This window comes from Streptomyces sp. NPDC104367 (assembly GCF_055583825.1).
In genome coordinates, this window is sequence record NZ_JBVJND010000052.1 from 1 (window position 1) to 19,887 (window position 19,887).

Here is a 19,887-nt window from a genome sequence, read left to right on the forward strand (position 1 = left end):
GCGAGCCCCGATCACCTACGAGATCACCGTCCACCCAACACCAACTACCCTGGCCCGAGCCGCATAGACGTGTTCAAACTCCGGGGTCAAGGCCCCTCTGTTTCCTGGTAGCTGTATTGGATGCCGGACCGGCCGCTTCCGGCTAGTCCGACCAGTGCTGGACGTTATCGAGGATCGCCGAGATCGTGCGTCGCTGGTTCGGTGTGGAATACGCCCTGGCCGGGCTGGACCCGCTGCTGCACCGCATCGGCTGGAGTGTGCAGGTGCCGTCCCGCAAGGCCGCCGAGCGGGACGAGGCGAAAATCGCCGTCTGGAAGGACGAGCAGTGGCCCCTCGTAAAAGGAGGGTGGCTGACTTGAGCGCCTGGCTCTGCTTCGAGGGCGAAGCCGGCTAGAGCCTGGGTTCTGACCGCAATTCCTTGAATGATCTCCGGATCCGCTGGCCCGGGGCATCACGCGCCTGCTCGCGACCGAAGGGCTGCGGCGCCGAAAGGGATGAGCACGATCATTCACGGAATCGCGGCAGTGCCATTTTCAAGGAGGTCTATCAGTGTCCTGGTCGGCCTGATCTGCCCGGGCTACTAGATCCGTCGAGGAGCAGGTCGAGGCTGAGGAAGCGGAGGCTACGCTCAACAACGCGGGCGCAGTGCCGGACGCGGAGAACCGACCGGTCGTTTCCTCATTCCTTGAGAACGATCAGAACTGAGTCGGTCCGCTGGTCGAGCCTCCAGCCCCTCGCGCACCAAGGCGCTGCAGCGCGACGTCCTCTGCCGGCACGGTGTGGGCGCCGGTGAGGACTTCGACCACGGCGGGGTCGAGTTCGGCGGCCCGCTCCCACATGTACATCTGCTGCTCAGGGGTCAGGCCCAGCGCCTCGTCAGAGGCGATGAGTTGGAGAGCGGCGGCGGCTAGTCCGGGCGCAGCCGCGGCCACAGCCTGGCGCATCGCCACATCGGCGGCGTCGGACGCGGGCAGGTCAGCGGCGTAGTGCGCGGCCATCCCGTGGACCTCGGCCGCCCGAGCTCTGATTCGCTCCAGGGCGGCGTTCGCGCAGGCATCGCCCTGGTCGGTGCGCAGCACCGGATCCACCTGGAGGTAGCCCGCGGTAGCGGTGGCCGGTCGCGGCGGTGCGTGCTCGGGACCGGTTTCCTCCGCGGGCTCGGAGAGAGCGGCTGCAGTGACCTTCGGTACGCGGCTGCGCAGCTTGTCCACTCGTTGGTGCACCCAGGCGTTGACGTGAGGCCAGGCGGCGGCGATGCCGCGGGCCGCGGCGGCATAAGCGAGGTCCACCAAGAGGAGGGACACCTCGCGGACGAGGCGATCTACGACGTAACGGCGGAACTCGTCGTCGTGGGATCGGTGGTCGTAGCCGTCGTTGTAGCCGTCGGCGTACCGGTCGGGAGCGTCGAAGAGCTCGGCTTGGCCAATGAGCGAGTTGTCCCGGTCGTCGCGTACGTTGCCGCGCATCCCGTTGGAGGAGGCACGGGAGCAGTCGAGGTGGGTGTCAGCGGGATACACGGCCTCCACCAGCCTGCGGTTCGGTGGCCGTTCGTTGTCAGACATGGAAGCACTGTAGGAGGCGGCACTGACAGCACGGGGGCGAAACCCATTGCGTGAGCGAGGCCGAAGGCGCCCTTGACGGGGAGCCCCGGCCGGACACTGATGAGGCGGCCAACTCTGCTACCTCTGAGTACCGTCGTCATCCGAGCGGGGCAAAAGCTTGGCAGGCCAAGCCAGAGGTCGAAGATCATTCACGAAATTGCGGGCAGAACCAGGGCCTGAGGCCGCCCGAGGGCCGCACCTGGGACCACTGGGGCCGCATCCGGCTGGTGCCCGTCACCGCCCAGGGTGCTGGCCACACCGACGAGGCGGCCACAAGCCCACGACGATCATCGGCGGCACCATCGCGGCCTGCAGGCCCACCCGTTCGGAGTAGAGCCAGCTCACGCGGGTCGAGATGTTCCCGCAGGTTCGTTTCCTGCTGGCCTGCCACTGTGATCAGCTGGTACCCGTCGAGCGCGGTGTGAGGAGCCTGTCGGCCGCATAGGTGTCCTTGACTTTGACCTCGGCGAGTTCTCTGCCTTCGGGGAAGACGCGGCGCCAGTCGCCTTGGAGATGCAGCTCATCGGTTCCGCAGACCCGAACGACCGTCGCTCCTTCGATGTGCGCTTTGTAGGCCTTGGACCAGAGGTTGGTGAAGGCTTGTGAGCGGATGAGGTGCATCCAATCGGGCCTGCGGAGTTCTTTGTTGTAGGACGACTCGCCCAGCGTGGCGACGAACTTGGAGTACATGGCTTTGACGTACTCCAAGGTCACGGTGTCATTCTCTTCGAGGGCGTGGGTACGGGCGTCGCGCAGGACGGTTCGGAATTTCTCCAGGAGGTTCTCCGTGGCCCCGGAGGTGTAGGACTCGTGGACGACGGGCGGCTCGCAGAGGGCATGCCGGGGGCTGGACAGGCGCAGCAGCAGGCGCAGGGTGGGTTCGGTGATCCATAGGGGTCCCGGTTCCTGTCGTGCGCCCAGGGGATTGGGCAGGTTGTCGTGCTCCCACACGGGTGGGGTGACGAGGTGGACTCCGGCGCGGTGCCGGTCGTGGGGGGTGGGGCTGGTGGGCTGGAGGTGGCCTATCGGTAGGTGCGTCTTGAGGGCGGAGAGGTAGGCGCCGTTGATGTCCAGGGCGGTGATTGGCTCGTTGCTGGCGAGAGGGTGAGGGTGCTGCCAGTTGGGGCGGGCTTCCCAAATGAGGCTTGGTGCCCTGGGCGATGGCTTGCGCAGGATGTCCGGCAGCGCGGGGTGGCTCACCACGTCGTAGCGGCCGCCGACTCTGCAGGCGTTGAACAGGCGCATGGCGTCTGGGATCGCCTGGCCGATGAGGGCATTGACGGCCGCATCAAGGTTCTCGGCGTGGGCGCGGAGGGCCTCAGCGACCGCGGCGGCTATCGGGTGCTTGTCCACCTCGGGCATAGGCCGGGGTCGGACGGGACGGGGTACGTGTGAGCGGCCGGTGGTCGCTGGCGTCGGCTGCGGGATGGAGGGGGTGGGTTGGGGCGGGGTGGTGCATTCGGCGGGATTGAGATGCTGCGGATAGCCGAGGACTTGCTGGGTGGCCGGCCTGCCGCACAGGACGCAGGGCGCGGGCTCGGGCAGTGTTTCGACATCGGTGGCGTGCTCCTGGGCGAGGGCCTGGGAGCGGTCGTCGGCGGCGGTGCGGGCGCGGGCGAGGAGGTAGGCATAGGCGGCGTGAAGGTGTCGTTCCGGTTCGCTCAGTCCCTCTTCCCATGCGTGCAGTGTCACGGTGTCCACACCGATCGCCTGGGCGACTTCGTCGGCGGTGAGGCCGAGGCGGCGGCGCAGGAGACCGCGTTCGGCGGGCGAGGGTAACGAAGTGTGGGCGGCGAAAAGGGCATCGATGGCGGGGAAGTTGCTCATCGTCGTTTCCTCTTGGGCGGATGGGGGCGGCGGGTGGGGGCGGCGATCAGGCGGCAGGTTTCGGTGGCGTGGGCTACATCGTTCTTCTCCCAGGCCGGCAGCGGGAAGGCTCTGTCGTCGCCCGTGAGATGGGCGGGCAGGTCGGGGCGGGTGTGGTGCTGCAGGTCCGTATGGAGGCGGGAGGCGTCTTGCAGGAGGCGGGCCCATCCGGGCAGATCGGCCGGCAGATCCGCGTGCGGGCGGTGCGGGGTGGGGACGGTGAGCTGGGGCAGTTGGTCGATGCCGTAACCCGTCAAGGCGCGAACGGCGACGGCGGCGGCGTGGACGGGGTGGGCGATTCGCGTGTGAATGCGCTGTGCCACGACATTGTGGTCTGCGGGGCTGAGAACAGTGGCGGGCGGCGCGTTGTCCGGTGAGGGAAGGCGGGTGGGTGTGCCGCGGGTGCTAATGGTGGTTTCGTCGGGCTGTCCGGCCGGGCGGCGTGGGCGCGGGGGCAGCTGGTACCACGGCTCGTCGTCGGGGCGGGGGAATGGGGCGGGCTGCCACCAGGGGTAGCGGTCGGCGGGCGGCGGTGTGGTGTCGTGGGCCGTGTTCAGGTGGTGCTGGGCTGCTTCGAGGGTGTCGAGTTGGCGGTGGGCGACAGCGTTGAGGATGTCGGCGAGGGCGGCTGGTGGCGGGCCGCTGGCGATGAGGGTGAGGCGGATGCGGGTGCGTTCGCGCAGGGCCATGAGGTGTTCGAGATGACGGCTGGTGATGCGGTGGGCGCGGCAGACGATGTAGTGGCTGATACCGAGGGCCTGGGTCCATGCCACGGCTATGCGCCAGGACTCGTCGGCGTTGCTGGTCCACCAGGGCGAGTCGGTGTCGGGGGACGGCAGGTGCTTGCCCAGGGCGCGGATGAGGTCGTGGGCGAGGTAGGCGGGCGCGGTGGCCAGGGGGGTGGGGTGGACTGCGATACGGCCGAGTTCGGGCTGGTGGGCGGCGAGGGCGCTTCTGGTGTGGGCGGGCTGGTCGTGTGGGTCGGTGATGAGGGTGATCGGCGGCAGGCCGGGGTCGGTGTGGTCGGGTGACCACTGGGGCGCCCACGTGCGGAGGTTGTCGTCCGGTGCGGTGGCGAGTGAGGTCATGCGGTGTGGGTCCTGGGCTTCAGGCGGTGCAGGAGGGTTACAGGGTCGGCCTGTTGGTGGGGGTGACGGCGGATGGTGGTGTGCAGCTGGTGGGTCAGGGCAGCCCAGCGGCGGAAGTTGCCGTGGGCCCACAGGGCGTCCAGGCGGCCGATGACGCGGGCGGGGATGTCCTGCCACAGGGAGTGGAAGGCGGGCAGGACGGTGAGGAGTTCGTCCGTCTCGAGCGGTTCCAGGTGGTGCCAGGTGGTGACCCGGCTGATCAGGGTCTGCTGGGAGCGCAGGGCTTTGAGGCGAGGTCGGGCGGCGAGCAGCAGAACGGTGACCTGTGGGGTGGGGTCGTCGTGGAGGTAGCGCAGGTATTCGACGCAGGAGGAGGACAGCTGGTGGGCTTCGTCGACCGCGATGAGGCGGAGCGGCTGGCGGAGTGCATGGCGCAGGTAGTCGTCGCAGATGCCGGGGTCCTGCGGCGGGGTGCCGGGCAGGTTGAGGGCGCGGTAGAGGCTGCTGCGCAGGTCGTCGGGGCGGGCTTGGGGCCGCGGTAGCAGCCGCAGCACAGGCAGGGCGGGCCGTGTCTCGCACAGCAGGTACAGGGTGAAGGTCTTACCGACGCCGGCATCGGCGGTCAGGCAGATCATGCTCTGCTGGTGCAGGGCCTCATCCAGGGTGCGGGCGGCGGCCCGCACCGCCTGGGTGGTGACGGTGCGGGCGCCGGGAAGGTTGAGATAGTGGGGCGCGCTCGGGGGGCCGGCGGGGTGGGTCACCCGGCGTCCTGCTGGGAGCGGCGGCTCTTGCGGCGGTGGGGCACTGCCCGTCGGATGGCCCAGCGAGCGATGGACTCGTCGACCTTGCTGAGGCCGCGGCGCTTCATGCCTTCGAGGATGTGATAGGTGATCTTGGACCAGACGCGGAAGGTGCCGCCGGCGCCCTCTTCGTAGACGTAGTCGATGAGTTCGGGTGAGGCGTCCGCCCACAGGGGGTGGAAGAGGGGGATGTTCCGCTGGACCTCGTCGGCTTCCATCGGTGCGAATTCCTGCCAGATGTAGATGCGGGAGGCGAGGGCGGGTTCGCTGTAGAGGGTCTTGTAGGCCTCTTCGCCGCCGACGAAGAGGACGGCGGGGCGGTTTGTTCCTTTGCCGGTGTCCCACAGGTGGCGGACGAATTCGAAGCATTCACGGCTGAATTGCTGGGCTTCGTCGCAGACGAGGACGTAGGGCTTGCGGGCCAGGTTCCGCTTGAGGAGGCGGTCGAACTCGCTGGGATGAGAGGGGGGTTCGCCTTCGAGGCGGAGTTCTGTGAACAGTTCCTGGCGGATGTCGCGGGGGGTGGGGCGGGAGCGGAACTGCAGGAGCAGGACGCGTTCGGCGGCGACTTCCTTCAGGGCGGCCAGCACGGAGAAGGTCTTGCCGAGGCCGGCGTCTCCGTAGATACAGGACATCGCGCGGGCTTCGATGGTGTCGGCGATGTTCTCGCTGGCTTCCAGGAGGGCTTCGGTGGCGACGATGCGGGCGTCGGCGAGGTTGAGGTAGAAGTCAGGCTCGCCGACGACCTCGTCTTCGTCCGGGCGGGTCGGCGTCGCCTGGGGGGTTGTACTCATGTCGGTGTCCTTTGCTGTCGGCAGGGCGGGACTCGAGGGGCCAGCGGATTGCTGGGCCTGGGCGGTTCCCAGGAGGTGGCCGGTTGCGGCATCGGACACGTCGACGGTGTCGGGGCCGCGGGTGTGGATGCGAGCGGTGCGCTCGTCGTGAGCGGCTATCCAGGCAGCCGTGTAGGTGCGGCCGTTGTAGCGGATGCCGTGGCCGTGGAGGATCCGGCTGGCCCGGCCGGGGGGCGGGTTGGGGCGGTCATGCATTCTCCGCAGACGAGGAGGCAGGGATGTCGGGTACGGCCCATTTGCTGGAGGGGTTAATGCGGCGAGGCATGTAGTCGGCAGGCAGCTCATCGGCTCGGCGGCGGGAGCGCAGGCTGCGCAGTTCCTTGGCGGCTTGTTTCCGGGTCATGGCCCCTTCCGCCACCGCAGGGCCGGCCGTGGTGAGGGCCTTGAAGCGGCGCCTGCGCAGGGCTTCGGCGTTGCGCAGGTCGCGGCGCAGTTGGCGGGCACGGTCGGCGCGCGCCTGGTAGACCTCTTCGATCTGCTCTTCGCTGGCCTCGTCGGCAAGGTAGGCGGTACCCAGGTGCTGGCGGTTGTCGGCGTCGAAAACCTCGATCTCCTGGACGTGGTGGGGCTGGAAGCGGATGTGGACGCGGGTGCCGGAGCGGCCGGTCATCCAGCCGGCCATGTAGTCGCGGCCGTTCCAGCGGATGCCGTGGCCGTGGATGACGCGGGTGGAGCGGTCGCCTTCCAGGAGGAAGGCGTGCAGGTCCTCGGTGGGAACGTAGCGGATCGGAGTGGCATCGCTGTTCCACCATTCCAGCGGGGTCAGGTCGCCGTAGTCGGCCATCTTGTGTTCGGCGTTACGGGTGCGAGCCCACTTCGCGAACAGTTCGACGAAGCCCTCGAAGGTCAGCGCCGGGTCCTTCTCCCCCGAGCGGCGGCAGGCGTCGAGTTTCTGGGCATGGACATAGCGGGGCAAGATGGAGAAGAACATGCTGGTGGCGGCGCGGTTAAGGTTCTCGATGCTGCCTTTGAGGTGCGGGGTGTACGCGGGTAGGACATCGACCTGGACGGCGAAGACGCCGAGGGCCTCCTGCACGGCCCTGGAAAGGAAGTCCCTGCCGCGGTCGATACGGATCCGGGTGGGCAGTCCACCGGCCGGGCCGTAGGAGCCCTCCCGCAGGATGCAGGATCTGAGGGCGGCCAGGACGGAGCCACGGTGCGGGAAGTGGGGGGTGACGGCCCAGCCCATGATCATGCCGGTGTGGCAGTCGCAGAACCAGGTCACCCACGGTTTGACCAGCCGTCCGTCGGCCCATACCCAGACGGGGGCTTGCTTGTGGTCACCTTCCCACTCCTCGTTGCGTGCAGTAGGCGGGCGGCGCAGGTGTGGGTCGTGGCCGCGGGCAGCCGGGATTCCGCCCTTCAGTCCGGCCCGGTCACCGGGGGTCAGGTCGCGTTTGACCGCCCGGTGCAGTGTGGACAGGCTCACCGGCGTGGCGCCGGTCTTCATGGCGTCCTGGGCGAGTTCTTTGTGGACGGCTTTGACGTTGCCGCGATGGTAGGCCAGCAGCGTGCGGATGTGGTCGGTGATTTCAAAACGGTCCCGGCTGCGGCGCAGGGGTTCACCGAGCCGGGCGCGGGCCAGGTTGCGCCACACCGTTCTGACGTGGACGCCGAGGGTGTGGGCGGACAGACGGACATGGGCGGTGGTCAGCTCGCCCCGCTGCGACAACGCCAGTAGGGCATGTACGGCTGGGCCCATGAGTTCCCGGCGTGCTTGCTGCCGGCGGGCCAGGTCTTCGTCGGTGAGGTCGTCGGGGCCCGGGGGCTCCATCGGGGCGGTCCTTTTGTGTGTGCCGGGGGCAGGGGTCAGGCCCAGAAGCCGAGGTGGGTGACGTACTCGTACTGGCGCCAGTCGGAATCCAGGTCGCTGATGACGTACTGCCACCGGTGGGTGAGGTCGAGCAGGTCGCTGCGGGACCACGCCTCGACGATGCCGTCCCAGTGGTAGATGTTCTTGTGCCTCCACCGGGCCTCGCGCTGGTGCTTGGGGTCCACTTCGTTCTGGTCGACGGGGTAGATCTCCACACGGGTCCCGCCGTCGGCGTTGAGCCGACGCGTCATGCTGGACGCCATGTTGCGGCGCCGCAGCAGGCGGAAGGCGTTTTCCACGCGTCGCTGCTGATCGGCTGCCGGGAGGCGTTCCTCGGCGAGCCAGGCAGTGATCATGTGTCGGTCCATGCGGATGCCGCAGTCCTGCATGTAGGTGTAGCCCGTGCGGGAGCGGGTCAGGTAGAGCAGGTTCCGTCTCAGACGCTCCGATGGCGGTGTCCGGTAGGGGTGGGTGACCTGGGCGAGCTCGTCGAGTGTGGTGGTGAGGGCCACCGCCCCGGGTATGCCCTGGGCTCCTAGCCGTCCGAATCCCATCTGCAGTCTTCTCCGAAGCTCATGTGTTCCTGTGGTGGGCGCCCGCCAAGTACGGGTGGCAGGGTCGGCGGGTGCGTGCCCTCTTCGCTAGGTGGGCTGTGTGCCACGGTGCGACTCGAGCATCGGTGAACGTTCAACAGGCCTTTTTTGTAGTCAAGTTGAGAGTCAGAGGGAAGCCGGTTCGGCTTCGGTGCACGGCACCCTAGGATGGCCGCACGCCCCGCGAAACGAGTTCAGGTCGACATCGAAGCGGTAGTACATTTCAGACACTTCGCGCCTCCGAGCCATCTCCATCATCCGGTCGACCACACGACACACGGAACCAAGCACGATGACCGAAGGCGGCCCCGAGCGACCCCCACGACAGCAGGGAGGTCGGCGAGTCCAGGCACCGCGGGCCCCACCTCCGCTACCGAGGACGTGAACACGCAGGCCGCCCCCCTGTGACACGTCCGCTTTTCAGCCGCAGCAGGGCACATGCCGGAGGTGCACCTTTCCCACTCGCGAGTAATTTGTCATGTCGACCTATTAATCATGTCCACGACATTCTTACTGGAGTGGCGGATACTCTAGCGGCGGGGTCTGACAATGAGTTCCCAATCCATTTACTCAGCGTCCGCCGATCGGGCGGTAATTGGCCTGATGTCGCCGTCTGGTGGCCCTTTCCAGAAGGCGGCCAGCTCCGTCATCACTAGTGGAAGGTGCACCACACCTGAGCGAAATATCGAGCGTGGCGTGATGCGCTCTTCGACAGCGATCGCAGGAAGGTTTCAGCTCGGGGGCATTGTCCGAGCCGTCCTCCAGGATGCCCGCATGAGTCTCACCTCACAGCTCAAAGATCCCCGCTCCGCGATTTCATGTTTTCTGGCGGAGCAGCTACCCAGCACCACGGCCCTACTGGCCGACTACCGCAAACGTTTAGCCCGCTTTCCCGCTCCGGTACGGCCGCGGGCGGGAGCCGGTCGGCGGCCCCAGTACCGGATGCTCGGGCACACCATCGACCACCGTCTGCTCATCTCTCTGGGAGCCCCGACTGGTTCCCCCATCAAGGGGGGCATCGTGCGGGCCGTTCTCGACGACGACGGCTGGCCCAGCCGGGAGGTGATCCTCGCGGTACAGATGGCCGGCGACCGCATGGTGCAGGAGCTGGCCCGGTACGAAAGCGATGCGGGGCAGCCTCTGTGTCTGGCTGCTGCCGACGAAGACCGGCTCATCCGGTTGTGCCATGTCGCCTCCAGTTTCGAGGCGATCTTCCGGCACGGCGGGTGGATGCGCGGGAACAGCCTCGGCCTGTGTACTGCGGAGGCATCCCTGGACGATCTCCTCAATGCGGTGGCGGACCACGTGGTCGATGACGTCCGCACGCAGATGCAACTCGCCGCCCGTCCGGGCCCCTTCGAGACTCTGCGGCTTCTACCCGCCAGCGCCCATCTGTGGCCCCGTCTTCGACGGCAGCCCCCAAGTCGGTGGGGCGGACGCCGACTTCATCCTCGACGGCGCACTGATCGACTGCAAGGCGACCATCCGCCCGGAACGCATCGACCGCGGAGCGATCTACCAGCTCGCCGGATACCTGCTGCTCGACCACAGCGACACACACGCCATCTCCACCGTTGCGCTGTACCTCTCACGCCAGGGCGCGCTCATCGACTGGAGCGTCGAAGACTTCCTCGGCCTGCTCGGTGCCCGGCACGAGTTGCCAGCCCTGCGGGACGCGTGCCGTCACGCGCTGACCGACGGCAGGCACGGCAGGCCACTTCCTCCCCCGGACCTCTCCCTCCTGCTCCCCCGCTCCCGCTCGGCGCGCGCTCTCCAGCAGTCACTGTTCGACCAGTTGGACTGAGCCGGGTCGAGAGTGGCTGCAGGCTCTGCCTGCAGCCACAACCGATCGCCGGTGTCCCGGCACGGATGGCCGGCTGATCTGGCGGCCCTCCTCCGCATCCCCGCTCACGAGGAGGACAGTCGCCCTGCCAAATTCCGGATCACGCGCATCGCCTTGAACTCGCGCCTGCTGCAATACCCGTAACGCCGCCGGGGGCGCAGGCGTTGTGATGGACGCGGCCTTCTGCGAGACCTACTTCCGTCACAGCCCGCGGGCGAGGCAGCGGGTGAGCCGGTCGCGGGGGCCGACGCCAATGGTGAGGGCACCGGTTCGCACTTCCATTCAAATGGAAGTTAGGATCACAGGCCATGGCAGGTCGACCGGCAGCAAGTCGTCAGGAACGAGCGCGAGCCCAGGAACTGGCCCGGAGGATCCGGGCCTTGCGCGAGGCGCGCGGATGGACGCGGGACCGCTTGGCGAAGGAGGCGGGCCTGCACACCCGCACGCTGGTGCGCCTGGAGAGCGAAGGCCCGGTCCAGCCTGGGTTCTTCACCGTCGGTTTGCTGGCGACGGCGCTCGAGGTGAGCCTGGACGATCTTTTCCACGGTGCCGCGCGCCCTGGGGGGATCTGGTCGGCCGGCTATGAGGGCCGGGACATTGACTCGTTCGTCGCCTCCGTGCGGGAGGCTCAGATCGACGCCGTGGTGGATGTGCGTCTGACGCCGATCAGCCGCAAGCCGGGCTTCAGCAAGACCCGTCTGCGGGATGCCTTGGACGCGGCGGAGGTCGAGTACCTGCATCTGCGGGCCCTGGGCAATCCCAAGGACAACCGTGCCCCGTTCTGGGAGGGGCGACTGGAGGAGGGCCGGGCTCGGTTCCGGAGCCTGCTGGGTGCCGAGGCGGCCCAAGCCGAGCTCACGCAGCTCGCCGGGCTCGCAGGCACATCGCGGGTGACTGTGCTCTGTTTCGAGCAGGATGCCCGGCGCTGCCATCGCACCGTGATCATTGAGGAGATCCGGCGGCGCTGCGACGTGAAAGTCGCTGCACTGGCCTGAGCCGGCCGACTGGGGCCCGCGCCCTCTTAACAAACGTCGTGGTTGCGTCCAATCTAGCCGTCAGGTGTCACATCGGGCTGGGGAGGCGATGGTGGACAGCAGACGGCAGCGGGCCCGCATAATGATCACGGTCAAGACGTATCCGGAGCTCTCCACGAAGTACAAAGAGACCAGCTGCGTGGCCGGCGTCCGCCTCGATCTCGGTCAGCCACAGCACGTGCGTCTGTTCCCCGTCCCCTTCCGGCTCCTGGAGCATGACGCGCAGTTCGCAAAGTACTCCGTCATCGAAGTCGACGTCGAGTCCCACCGGCACGACCGGCGTCCCGAGAGCCTGCGTCCCATCCTCGACACACTGGAGGTCACCGACCGGCTCTCCTCCGCGGACGGCTGGGGCCGGCGGTGGCAGCACCTGCGGCCTCTGGTGGCGCCGTCACTGTGCGCGATACGCCGCGACCAAGAGCTCCGCAACACCTCACTGGGGCTCTTCCGACTCTCCTCCGTCCCTCGGCTGAAGCTGACCGATGCCGAGCCGTGGCCGGACTCGAAGGCCGCCCTGGCCGACCAGATGGACCTGTTCGAGCAGGACCTGCAGCGCCTGGAATGGGTGCCGGTGCAACTGCGCTACACCTTCACCTGCTCGGATGCCGGCTGTCCTGGCCACGACATGCACCTCAAGGACTGGGAGGCCGGCGAGTCGTACCGCAAATATCTGCGCATCTACGGCCCCGTTCAGGTGCGGGACAAGCTCTACGAACGCTGGCTGACCCGCATGTTCACCGCCGACCGCGCGGTCCACGCCTTCGTCGGCAACATCGCCGCCCGCCCCCGCACCTTCATGCTGCTCGGCCTGGCCTACCCGCTGCGCACCATCGCCGACTACGTGCAGGAAGACCTCTTCCCCGTGTAGCGGGCAGATCTGACAAAGGGGTCCGCACAGTGTGGTGACCGTCCGATACCCACCGCAGCCAGGGCCCAGAGCAGTATCCGCCGCGTCCACCGATCCTCTCTTGGCCCGCCCCTCAGGTCGTCGGCCGGCGCACGCCTCGACGCTGTTTCCGAGGGAGGACTGCCGGCAGGGAGGCGCCTCTACCCGCGCGGATCCGGCGAACTCACGCGGGGCGCAGGCGGCTGCGGGCGGTGGCCGACCGGCTCAAAACACTCGGCCACCTCACCGGCCTGGACCCGCTCTGGCCGTGTCCTGCACTGACGGCCCCGCCCGGGCCCAGGGCGGTGCTGACAGAGGGAGCCCCGGTTGTAGCGGCGTCCCAGTCGGCGGGGACAATACGGTCGTGCCGCTGACCGGAGAGAAGTACGCCCAGCTCAACCAGCCCGAGTCCACCGTCGACGCTGCCGACGGCGGGCGGTGGATCGCCTGCGACGAGTCCGGCTGCGACGGGGAGCAGCTCGTCGGCCGCGCACGCCGATTCCTGGTCTACGCCTCGGTCGCCGTCGATGACGCAGAAGCAGCCCCGCTCATACAGCAACTGCGCGACCAGGCCTCGATCCGGCAGGCCGGGGAACTGAAGTTCGGCCTGTTCAAGGACCGCGCGAACCGGTGGTCGCTGCTGCAGCAGCTGTGGGAGCCAGGCGGTGCGCTCCACGGCAGGTGCTCGGTGTATGTGGTCGACAAGGAGTACGCCGCAGCGGCGAAAGTGATCGACCTGCTGCTGGAAGAGAAGGAACACGCCGAGGGCACGAACCTGTATGACCGCGGGCAAGCCCGCCGACTGGCCCGCACGCTCGCGCTCGAAGGACCCCGTGCCCTGCGCGACACCCTCTTCCAGGAGCTGATGTCCGCGTTCGTGCTGCTGGCCTCCCGGCGCGGCACAAGCCGTCAGGAGGAAGCACTCAGCGTGTTCGCTACCGCCCTCGACAGGGCGTGGGCAGCCTCCACGAGGAAAGCCGTCACCGAACTGCTGGCCCGTCTCCGCCTGACCCGCAGCTACGCCGCAGCCCTCCACAAGGACCCGGCGCTTGCGGAGTTTCCGCAGCTGGAGATGCTCATACCCGCAGTCGCCCAGACCGCCCGTGGGTGGGAGCGCCGCGTCGGCCGTGTCAGCCTCCTCACCGACGAACAGCCCATGCTCACCGACTACGCGCTGCGAACCGTGCGGGAGTACGCCTGTGCTCCGGTCGGCATGACCCTGCTGACGCGGGAACGGGGTGCCGACATCGCCGCCGTCGTCCGTGGCTCCTCCGTCGATCACCCCTCAATCCAGCTCGCGGACCTCCTGGCTGGCGCGGCCGCGGCCGTCACCGAACGTCACCAGGGCAACCCCTCCCCCGTAGCCGAGAGTCTGTGGCCGGTCATCACCTCATTCGTCGAGCAGAGCTCCCTGCTCCCCTACGACGACCCCGCCGCCCAGCTCCGTTCCGTGAAGGAACCAGTCCGGCGCCGCTGACCCGGGCTGGCACAGGCCGCAGTTGCACCGGGCTCGCCGCCGTCACCCAAACACCGCAGACACCTAGCCCTGTTGGTGAAAGAGGCCCGGAATCGTGCAGGTCCGGGGCTCGCTCGGCGGCGCCATCATCGACGTCGCCCGGCACTGCCAGAACACCTCACCGCCCGCCGCGGGCTGGCCGAGCAGCTGGCGAACGGTCGGGCCCAGGTGCTCGCCCTCTCGACCACGAACTCGGCCGCACGTAACGCGTGGCGTTCAGCAGGACGGCAGCGAAATTCGCACCCGGGCGCCCCGTTCCACGGACGTGCGACGACCTATTCCAAGGTGCGTAGCTATGTCGCCTTGATGACGTCCGTCAGGTCAGTCCCCACCCTGAGCTGACAACCGGTGGGCTGGCGCTTCGCCCACGTACGGCCAAACGCGTGCTCACACGAGTGTCCGTGCGGTGGGCGTCCTGTGGATCCAGCGTCAACCCTCAGGGGAAAGCACTGAAATGACGACTTCTCAGACCTGGCTGCGAGAAGCTTCTCGGGACGGAGTCGGCATCCGCAGGGTCAACTACCTGCGGATGGACGAACCTTCGCAGCATGCGCGCAGAAAAGGCCTCCTCGAACCAGCTTTGGCGAGCACTCACGGTTCGAGGAGGCCTCATGCAGGCGCCGCCCATCAGAAAAACAAAGCGCGGGAGCACCTATGTTGAAGGTTACCCAGAACGCAGGCCAGCGGCGGTGGATGAGCCGTTTCCCGCAACCACGAGTGGACCGATGGCGATGGTCGCGGAAGTATCTCCGCAGGGCCGCCTTCGGCGTAGCTTACGGAATCGGCACCGCAGCAGGCGGCTGGTTCCTTCCATGGATCATCTCCTGGATCAGCCGCTGACGGAGCCACCTCGGCCTGATGGCTGGTCGCCGAACTGGATCCAACGGCCGGTCCTTCGTAGGAGCGCAGACATGAACCGGGGGGCGTGTCCCGGTCATCGAGAACCCGTCCGGGGAGCCTGCTGCAAAAGCAGACGGCATGGCACAACTACGCAGTCCGGTGGCCGGCAACGGCAGCCTTGAGTGATGGTGTGGGGCGGGCTGCGTGTCATAGACCGCCCCACACCATCATCCGGCTCGCCAACTCCTGCCTCTCATAGGCCACTTCGGGATTGGCGGGCGGGCGCCGGCCACGTCTCGAACGGGTTGGCGTACCGGTAGACGACGTAGCCTTCTCAGGGCGGGCACTTTCAGATCCGGCCGCATGCGCACCCCCGTCCGGGCCCACCGCACCACCGCAGTGCCGGCTTCCTCACCCGCCACCCAGCTGGCCCAGGGCAGTGGGACGGACGGACACGGTCCCGACCACGCGATCATCAGAGACAGGCGCTAGACCTCTGACAGAACCTTTTCGGCCGCCACCGGCTCGGCAGCCTGCCCGTCCTCTCCGTCTGCGACCTCGCCCGCAGCAACGGCAGGCACCGCGCCGGAAGCAGCGTTATCCCGTGCGGTGTACGCCGTGCGCCCCTCTAACGACTCTTGTCCACGAGGTTCTTCGTGACAAGCACGTCCAGAGCGTTGCGCACTGTCTGAACGAACGTCACACCCGACCGGGATGAGCCTTTCCAAGCTCCTCAGCAACTTCCTTGACCATGAACAGCTGACCGGAGGCCGAGCGAAGAATGCCCAGGACGATCTCCCCAGCGGCAGCCCCGTACTTCGTGTCAGATGAACCGCCACCCCACAGGAACATGGTCCGGCCGGCAGTCTGGGACGAAAGGCCCGTGGTCACCGTCCCAAGACGAGCGATCTTGACCGTATGTCCTGTCGACTCTACGGTCGCGGCCGGGGCGTAACTGATGTCCCTGACGCCCGGCAACCGGGTCTTGAGGAAGGGGAGGGTCATGGCACACCAGGTCACGGAGCATGACAAGAACGACCGGCTGGAACCGCGAGTTGAGGTTTCCCGGGAGCTGTGGCTGCTGTCCGGCAACGAGTGCGCCTTCCCTCAGTGCCACAAGCGGCTGCTGAACGAACACGATGACTGGCAGGGCGAGATCGCCCACATCTACGGGGTCAAGCCCACGTCGGCGCGCTACAAGGAACACATGAGTGCCGAGGCGAAGCGGGCCGTCGAGAACCTGCTGCTGCTGTGCCCCGAACACCACGGCAAGGTCGACGGCGCCAACGGCCGCGAGTTCTATTCGGTGGAAACAATGCAGGGCATGAAGCGCGACCACGAGGCGCGTTTTCGACGCGCGCTCACGCGGGTCGAGCAAGAGATCGGCGACCTGACGGAGGCCAACGTCGTCATCCAGTGCTCCACGCTCGCGGCCATCGGTCCGACCGACTGGACGCAGGAGGACCCCGAATACTTCGTCCCGAAGGTCAACGCGCTGGCGGAGATCGTGCGTGGGCTCTCCCTGCCTGCCCGGCAACTGCTCGCCTGGCGTGTCGCTCAGCAGCTCCCCGTGGGCATCGCTGAGGTCGCCGACCGCATGGGCGTGCCCACCGAACGCATCATGGAACTCGTCGAACAGCTGTACCGGTTCCGCCTCGCGGCCGTCGAAGACGACGAGTGGCCTTACAACCTGGTGCTGCTCACGGGATGGCGCACCGATGGGGTTGGGCCCGACCTGTTCACGGACTGGCCCGACTTCTGGGACAACCTGCGCGACCACATGGCCGACCGCACCGACGCTGATCTCAAAGACGTACTCGTGGGCCTCGACTTCTCGCTCCTCGACGCACTCCGCCTTGTCAAGCCCGCGGCCCGCTGACGCCCTCGCCCCTGGCCCGCCCGCATGGCGCAGCAGACAGCACACATCTGAGTCGCTCCGCCTCCCGTGCGTCGCCGTGTAGCCGTCCCACGTCTACAAGGCTCCTCAATCGGAATCGATCAGCTAGTCATGCCCCATAGGAAGTGTCGCCAGGATGTCCTGGACTGATGCCACCACCTGCCAGTGCCCTAATGCCACTAGAGCCAGTAGAACGATCCCAGTTACACCAGGTCAAAGGGCAGATCCAACGGATCCGACGATGGCAGGGAAATGACATAAGGCCACCGACAGTGAGACAGCACTTCACACCCGGCCACCCTCGGCCCGCTCACCGGGCTCGTGCCCCAGGTGATCAGTGAGCTCGCCCTCCAGAGCAGACTCCAGCACCCGCTTGGCCATCTGCTGCAGCAGGCCGCCCTCCCCGGTGAGCTTCACCCCACCGGCCTGAGCCCGGGCCACCAACTCGGCGACCAGCCCGTCATCCACGGCGCCTGTCCCACTCACAGCGGCCTTCCCGGCCTCGGTGTCACTCGTCACGTCAGTCATCAACTGTCGCTTCCAGCTCGGGAGTTACACCACTCACCGTACAGACCCCTTGCGGCCGTTCACCTTCTTCCCGCCGTCGAAGCCCCGGCTTGCGGCCGGCACCGACGCCCGCCGCCTTCACCGACTGGGCGTCGATGACGCCCGCGGTCGGCTCCGGATCGCGGCCCGCCGCCTCGCGGATCCGATCCCGCAACCGGTCGTGGAACTCGGCGACCAGGCCCTTGTCCCGCCAGCGCCGGAAGAACGCGTAGACGCGGTCCCAGGCGGGGAAGTCCGCCGGCATCGCCCTCCAGGTGATGCCACCCGCTACCAGGTAGCGCACCGCGTCGACCAGCTGGCGGGGGCAGTAGCCCTCCGGCTGTCCACCGCGGTCCTCCAGCCAGGACGGCACGGGCATCGCGTCCCGCACGACGGCCCATTCCGCGTCCGTCATGTCCGAGGGGTATCTCGGACGCCTGTGCGGGTTGTTCCCGGCGTTCCCGAACCGGTGGGCGAGACAATCACACTCCCGGGCTGCCGAGTTGGAACCGACTGGCGCGAGGGCGTACAACTGCGACAACAGGGCCTCCCGCCGCGCTCAAGGTCTCGACAACCCCGAGCTGCACCAGAGGCCCTGTCTTCATGCTCGGCATGCAGCAAGACCACCCGACCGAGTTCCCACCGCCGAACCCACGTCCATCAAGATCGGTACGACAACGGCTTCTTAGCGTCAGCCCGCCTGTGTGGCGGCGTCGGTGGCCTCGGGGGCCGTTGCGGGGGTGGTGGCGGGCGTGGGGGTGGGCCGGGGCTGCTTCTTCAGGCCGAGGCCGATGAAGGCGCCGCCGAGGGTGCCGACGGCGGCGACCCACCCTGCCGTGCGCAGGCCGCCGACCAGCGCGTGCGGGTCGGGGTTGTGGCCGGCGTGGGCGTTGGCGACGGCGACCAGGGCGGCGAGGCCGAGGGCGCCGCCGATCTGGCGGCAGGTGGAGGCGAGCGCCGAGGCGACGCCCTGCTGGGCGGGTTCGGCCCCGGAGGAGGCCACCGCGACGAAGAGCGTGGGGAAGGCGAAGCCGCCGCCGGCGCCCCAGATGGCGATGCCCGGCACCAGGGCCCAGTAGGAGCCGTGGGCGGACATGCCGGCGATGATGGCGGCCAGTCCGACGGCGGTGGCGGTGGTGCCGAGGAAGAGCGTGGTGCGCACTCCCAGCAGGCCCAGGACCCGGGCGTTGAGCTTCATCGCGACCGCCATGCAGATCACGGTCGGCGGCAGGAAGGCGATGCCGGCGGCGAACGGGCTGTAGTTCAGCGCGGACTGCAGGTAGGTGGTGAGCAGGTAGTAGGTGCCGCCCAGAGACGCCTGGAAGACGATCAGCGCCAGCATGGGGATGTTCAGGCCGCGCAGGCGGAACAGCTTCAGGGGGACCAGGGGGTCGGCGGAGCGCTTCTCGATCAGGACGAAGACGGCCAGCAGCAGGGCGCCGGCCGTCAGGGCGCCGAGGCCCTGCACCGAGCCCCAGCCCTTGTCCGGGCCGCTGACCAGGCCGAACACCAGCAGCGTCGAACCGACGGTGGCGACCGCGGCGCCGAGGGCGTCGAAGCTGCGGCCGGTGCCGAGCGGGCGGTCGGGCGGCAGGACGCGGGTGGCGGCGAACGCCGCGATCAGCGCGAGGGGAACGTTGACGAAGAAGACCCAGCTCCAGCCGAAGGCACTGGTCAGCACTCCGCCGAACAGCGAGCCCGCCGCCAGGCCCGCGCTGCCGACGGCGCCCCACACGGACGTGGCCCGGTTGCGCTCCGGACCGGGGGCGAAGGTGGTGAAGATGAGCATCAGCGTCGCCGGCGTCAGCAGCGCACCGCCCACACCCTGGAGCGCGCGGGCGGCCACCAGGAGACCGGCGTTCTGCGCGAGGCCGCCGGTGAGGGAGGACAGCGCGTAGATGACGAGACCGGTCACCAGCATGCGGCGCGGGCCGATCCGGTCGGCCGCGCGGCCGCCGAAGAGCAGCAGTCCGCCGAGCGCGACCGCGTAGGCGCTGACGACCCACTGCAGCGACTGCGCGGAGAAGCCGAGCCGGCTGCCGATGTCCGGCAGTGCCACGTAGACGATGTTGTAGTCGATGGTGACGATGAACTGGGTGAACGCCAGCAGGGCGAGGGTGTACCCGGCCCACCGTGGCGATCGGGAGTCTGTGGTGGCCATGGGGTGGCTTCTTCCTTTTCCTTCGGGGTGAGCGGGGCGGGGGCCGCCCGAGGGGGTTCCGCCATCGAGAATAATCCCTTCGTGAAGGTATGTAAATCTGAGACGGGGGCCAGGACCGGCCAACTTCACCCCGCGACCGCGCAGTTGATGCAGGCCGTCCCGGCCGCGGCGGGGCCGGGAGGGGCCGAGACCCTGCCCGTGTGCAAGTGGGGACGGTCCTCACTTGCACACGGGCGGGCGCCGTCGCGCGGCGCCGGCGGCGCACGACGGTGCAGGCACCGCGGGTGGCGCCCGCGGGTGCGGTGCGGTGCGGTGCACGCTCGCGGAGGCCGGGCCCCGGCACAGTTACATACCTCTGCGAAGGTATGGGATTGTGGGCCGGAAGCCACTGGCGGCCCGGTGCGCGACGACCCCCGGTGGTCGAGGGCCCGCGTACCGCGCTGCGCCCGCGAAAGCGGCGTTCCCCCTCTTCCCCGGCCGGACGAACCGCCGAGGCTCACCCGGCCCCGCTCGTCGGCCGGCGACCCGCACGCGCCACGGATCCCGAGC

General features: G+C 68.3%; 15 protein-coding genes and 2 pseudogenes. 6 read left to right on the top strand and 11 right to left on the bottom strand.

Annotation, left to right across the window (positions count from 1 at the left end):
* Nucleotides 1-95: 95 nt before the first annotated feature.
* A pseudogene (locus tag ACZ619_RS42980) lies at nt 96-391 on the top strand (helix-turn-helix domain-containing protein); the annotation flags it as partial.
* A 304-nt stretch (nt 392-695) separates the two neighbouring features.
* Here ACZ619_RS42980 and ACZ619_RS42985 read toward each other — a convergent pair.
* From ACZ619_RS42985 to ACZ619_RS43015, 7 genes are all read right to left on the bottom strand, one after another.
* Nucleotides 696-1,562: a hypothetical protein gene (locus ACZ619_RS42985; RefSeq protein ID WP_469611345.1), complete on the bottom strand. Its 867-nt coding sequence runs from the start codon at nt 1,560-1,562 to the stop codon at nt 696-698.
* 435 nt (nt 1,563-1,997) lie between these two features.
* Complete coding sequence (locus ACZ619_RS42990) at nt 1,998-3,428, bottom strand: transcriptional regulator (RefSeq protein ID WP_469611347.1); 1,431 nt, start codon at nt 3,426-3,428, stop codon at nt 1,998-2,000.
* The gene (locus ACZ619_RS42995) at nt 3,425-4,555 is read right to left on the bottom strand and encodes a hypothetical protein (protein WP_469611349.1); all 1,131 of its coding nucleotides are present in this window, start codon (nt 4,553-4,555) and stop codon (nt 3,425-3,427) included. Before ACZ619_RS42995 ends, ACZ619_RS42990 begins: the two co-directional genes overlap by 4 nt.
* On the bottom strand, nt 4,552-5,316 hold the full coding sequence (locus tag ACZ619_RS43000) for an AAA family ATPase (RefSeq protein ID WP_469611351.1): 765 nt from the start codon (nt 5,314-5,316) through the stop codon (nt 4,552-4,554). The genes ACZ619_RS42995 and ACZ619_RS43000 overlap by 4 nt, the downstream gene beginning before the upstream one ends.
* Nucleotides 5,313-6,404, bottom strand: coding sequence for an AAA family ATPase (locus ACZ619_RS43005; RefSeq protein ID WP_469611353.1), 1,092 nt, complete (start codon nt 6,402-6,404; stop codon nt 5,313-5,315). Before ACZ619_RS43005 ends, ACZ619_RS43000 begins: the two co-directional genes overlap by 4 nt.
* Nucleotides 6,397-7,983 carry a Mu transposase C-terminal domain-containing protein gene (locus ACZ619_RS43010; RefSeq protein WP_469611355.1) on the bottom strand — a complete coding sequence of 529 codons (1,587 nt, stop codon included), beginning with the start codon at nt 7,981-7,983 and terminating at the stop codon, nt 6,397-6,399. Before ACZ619_RS43010 ends, ACZ619_RS43005 begins: the two co-directional genes overlap by 8 nt.
* Nucleotides 7,984-8,018: 35 nt before the next feature.
* Nucleotides 8,019-8,576, bottom strand: coding sequence for a transcriptional regulator (locus ACZ619_RS43015; protein WP_469611356.1), 558 nt, complete (start codon nt 8,574-8,576; stop codon nt 8,019-8,021).
* Between the two features lie 1,351 nt (nt 8,577-9,927).
* On the opposite strand from ACZ619_RS43015, the gene ACZ619_RS43020 reads away from it, so the two are divergent.
* From ACZ619_RS43020 to ACZ619_RS43035, 4 genes are all read left to right on the top strand, one after another.
* Nucleotides 9,928-10,419, top strand: a complete 492-nt coding sequence (locus ACZ619_RS43020) for a hypothetical protein (protein ID WP_469611358.1) — start codon at nt 9,928-9,930, stop codon at nt 10,417-10,419.
* 347 nt (nt 10,420-10,766) lie between these two features.
* Nucleotides 10,767-11,453, top strand: coding sequence for a DUF488 family protein, N3 subclade (locus tag ACZ619_RS43025; RefSeq protein WP_469611360.1), 687 nt, complete (start codon nt 10,767-10,769; stop codon nt 11,451-11,453).
* 88 nt (nt 11,454-11,541) lie between these two features.
* Entirely contained in the window at nt 11,542-12,360 is an 819-nt protein-coding gene (locus ACZ619_RS43030) for a hypothetical protein (RefSeq protein WP_469611362.1), read from the top strand.
* A 382-nt stretch (nt 12,361-12,742) separates the two neighbouring features.
* Nucleotides 12,743-13,855 (top strand): hypothetical protein, encoded by a 1,113-nt coding sequence (locus ACZ619_RS43035; protein WP_469611364.1) that lies wholly within the window; start codon nt 12,743-12,745, stop codon nt 13,853-13,855.
* 1,578 nt (nt 13,856-15,433) lie between these two features.
* Here ACZ619_RS43035 and ACZ619_RS43040 read toward each other — a convergent pair.
* Nucleotides 15,434-15,739 (bottom strand): hypothetical protein, encoded by a 306-nt coding sequence (locus ACZ619_RS43040; protein WP_469611366.1) that lies wholly within the window; start codon nt 15,737-15,739, stop codon nt 15,434-15,436.
* On the opposite strand from ACZ619_RS43040, the gene ACZ619_RS43045 reads away from it, so the two are divergent.
* Nucleotides 15,738-16,613 (top strand): hypothetical protein, encoded by an 876-nt coding sequence (locus ACZ619_RS43045; protein WP_469611368.1) that lies wholly within the window; start codon nt 15,738-15,740, stop codon nt 16,611-16,613. The genes ACZ619_RS43040 and ACZ619_RS43045 overlap by 2 nt on opposite strands.
* Nucleotides 16,614-16,934: 321 nt before the next feature.
* On the opposite strand, the pseudogene ACZ619_RS43050 reads toward ACZ619_RS43045, so the two are convergent.
* From ACZ619_RS43050 to ACZ619_RS43060, 3 genes and pseudogenes are all read right to left on the bottom strand, one after another.
* Nucleotides 16,935-17,159, bottom strand: a pseudogene (locus ACZ619_RS43050) (IS256 family transposase); the annotation flags it as partial.
* Nucleotides 17,152-17,592 carry a transposase gene (locus ACZ619_RS43055; RefSeq protein ID WP_469611370.1) on the bottom strand — a complete coding sequence of 147 codons (441 nt, stop codon included), beginning with the start codon at nt 17,590-17,592 and terminating at the stop codon, nt 17,152-17,154. The pseudogene ACZ619_RS43050 and the gene ACZ619_RS43055, both read right to left, overlap by 8 nt.
* A gap of 276 nt (nt 17,593-17,868) precedes the next feature.
* On the bottom strand, nt 17,869-19,338 hold the full coding sequence (locus tag ACZ619_RS43060) for an MFS transporter (protein ID WP_469611371.1): 1,470 nt from the start codon (nt 19,336-19,338) through the stop codon (nt 17,869-17,871).
* Nucleotides 19,339-19,887 lie beyond the last annotated feature (549 nt).

Coding starts and splice junctions, on each gene's coding strand:
- ACZ619_RS42995 (WP_469611349.1), bottom strand. CDS start 4,555: ATGACCTCACTCGCCACCGCACCGGACGACAACCTCCGCACGTGGGCG.
- ACZ619_RS43040 (WP_469611366.1), bottom strand. CDS start 15,739: ATGACCCTCCCCTTCCTCAAGACCCGGTTGCCGGGCGTCAGGGACATC.
- ACZ619_RS42985 (WP_469611345.1), bottom strand. CDS start 1,562: ATGTCTGACAACGAACGGCCACCGAACCGCAGGCTGGTGGAGGCCGTG.
- ACZ619_RS43055 (WP_469611370.1), bottom strand. CDS start 17,592: ATGACGGACGCGGAATGGGCCGTCGTGCGGGACGCGATGCCCGTGCCG.
- ACZ619_RS43030 (WP_469611362.1), top strand. CDS start 11,542: ATGGTGGACAGCAGACGGCAGCGGGCCCGCATAATGATCACGGTCAAG.
- ACZ619_RS43020 (WP_469611358.1), top strand. CDS start 9,928: ATGACGTCCGCACGCAGATGCAACTCGCCGCCCGTCCGGGCCCCTTCG.
- ACZ619_RS43060 (WP_469611371.1), bottom strand. CDS start 19,338: ATGGCCACCACAGACTCCCGATCGCCACGGTGGGCCGGGTACACCCTC.
- ACZ619_RS43015 (WP_469611356.1), bottom strand. CDS start 8,576: ATGGGATTCGGACGGCTAGGAGCCCAGGGCATACCCGGGGCGGTGGCC.
- ACZ619_RS43005 (WP_469611353.1), bottom strand. CDS start 6,404: ATGCATGACCGCCCCAACCCGCCCCCCGGCCGGGCCAGCCGGATCCTC.
- ACZ619_RS43010 (WP_469611355.1), bottom strand. CDS start 7,983: ATGGAGCCCCCGGGCCCCGACGACCTCACCGACGAAGACCTGGCCCGC.
- ACZ619_RS43045 (WP_469611368.1), top strand. CDS start 15,738: ATGGCACACCAGGTCACGGAGCATGACAAGAACGACCGGCTGGAACCG.
- ACZ619_RS43025 (WP_469611360.1), top strand. CDS start 10,767: ATGGCAGGTCGACCGGCAGCAAGTCGTCAGGAACGAGCGCGAGCCCAG.
- ACZ619_RS42990 (WP_469611347.1), bottom strand. CDS start 3,428: ATGAGCAACTTCCCCGCCATCGATGCCCTTTTCGCCGCCCACACTTCG.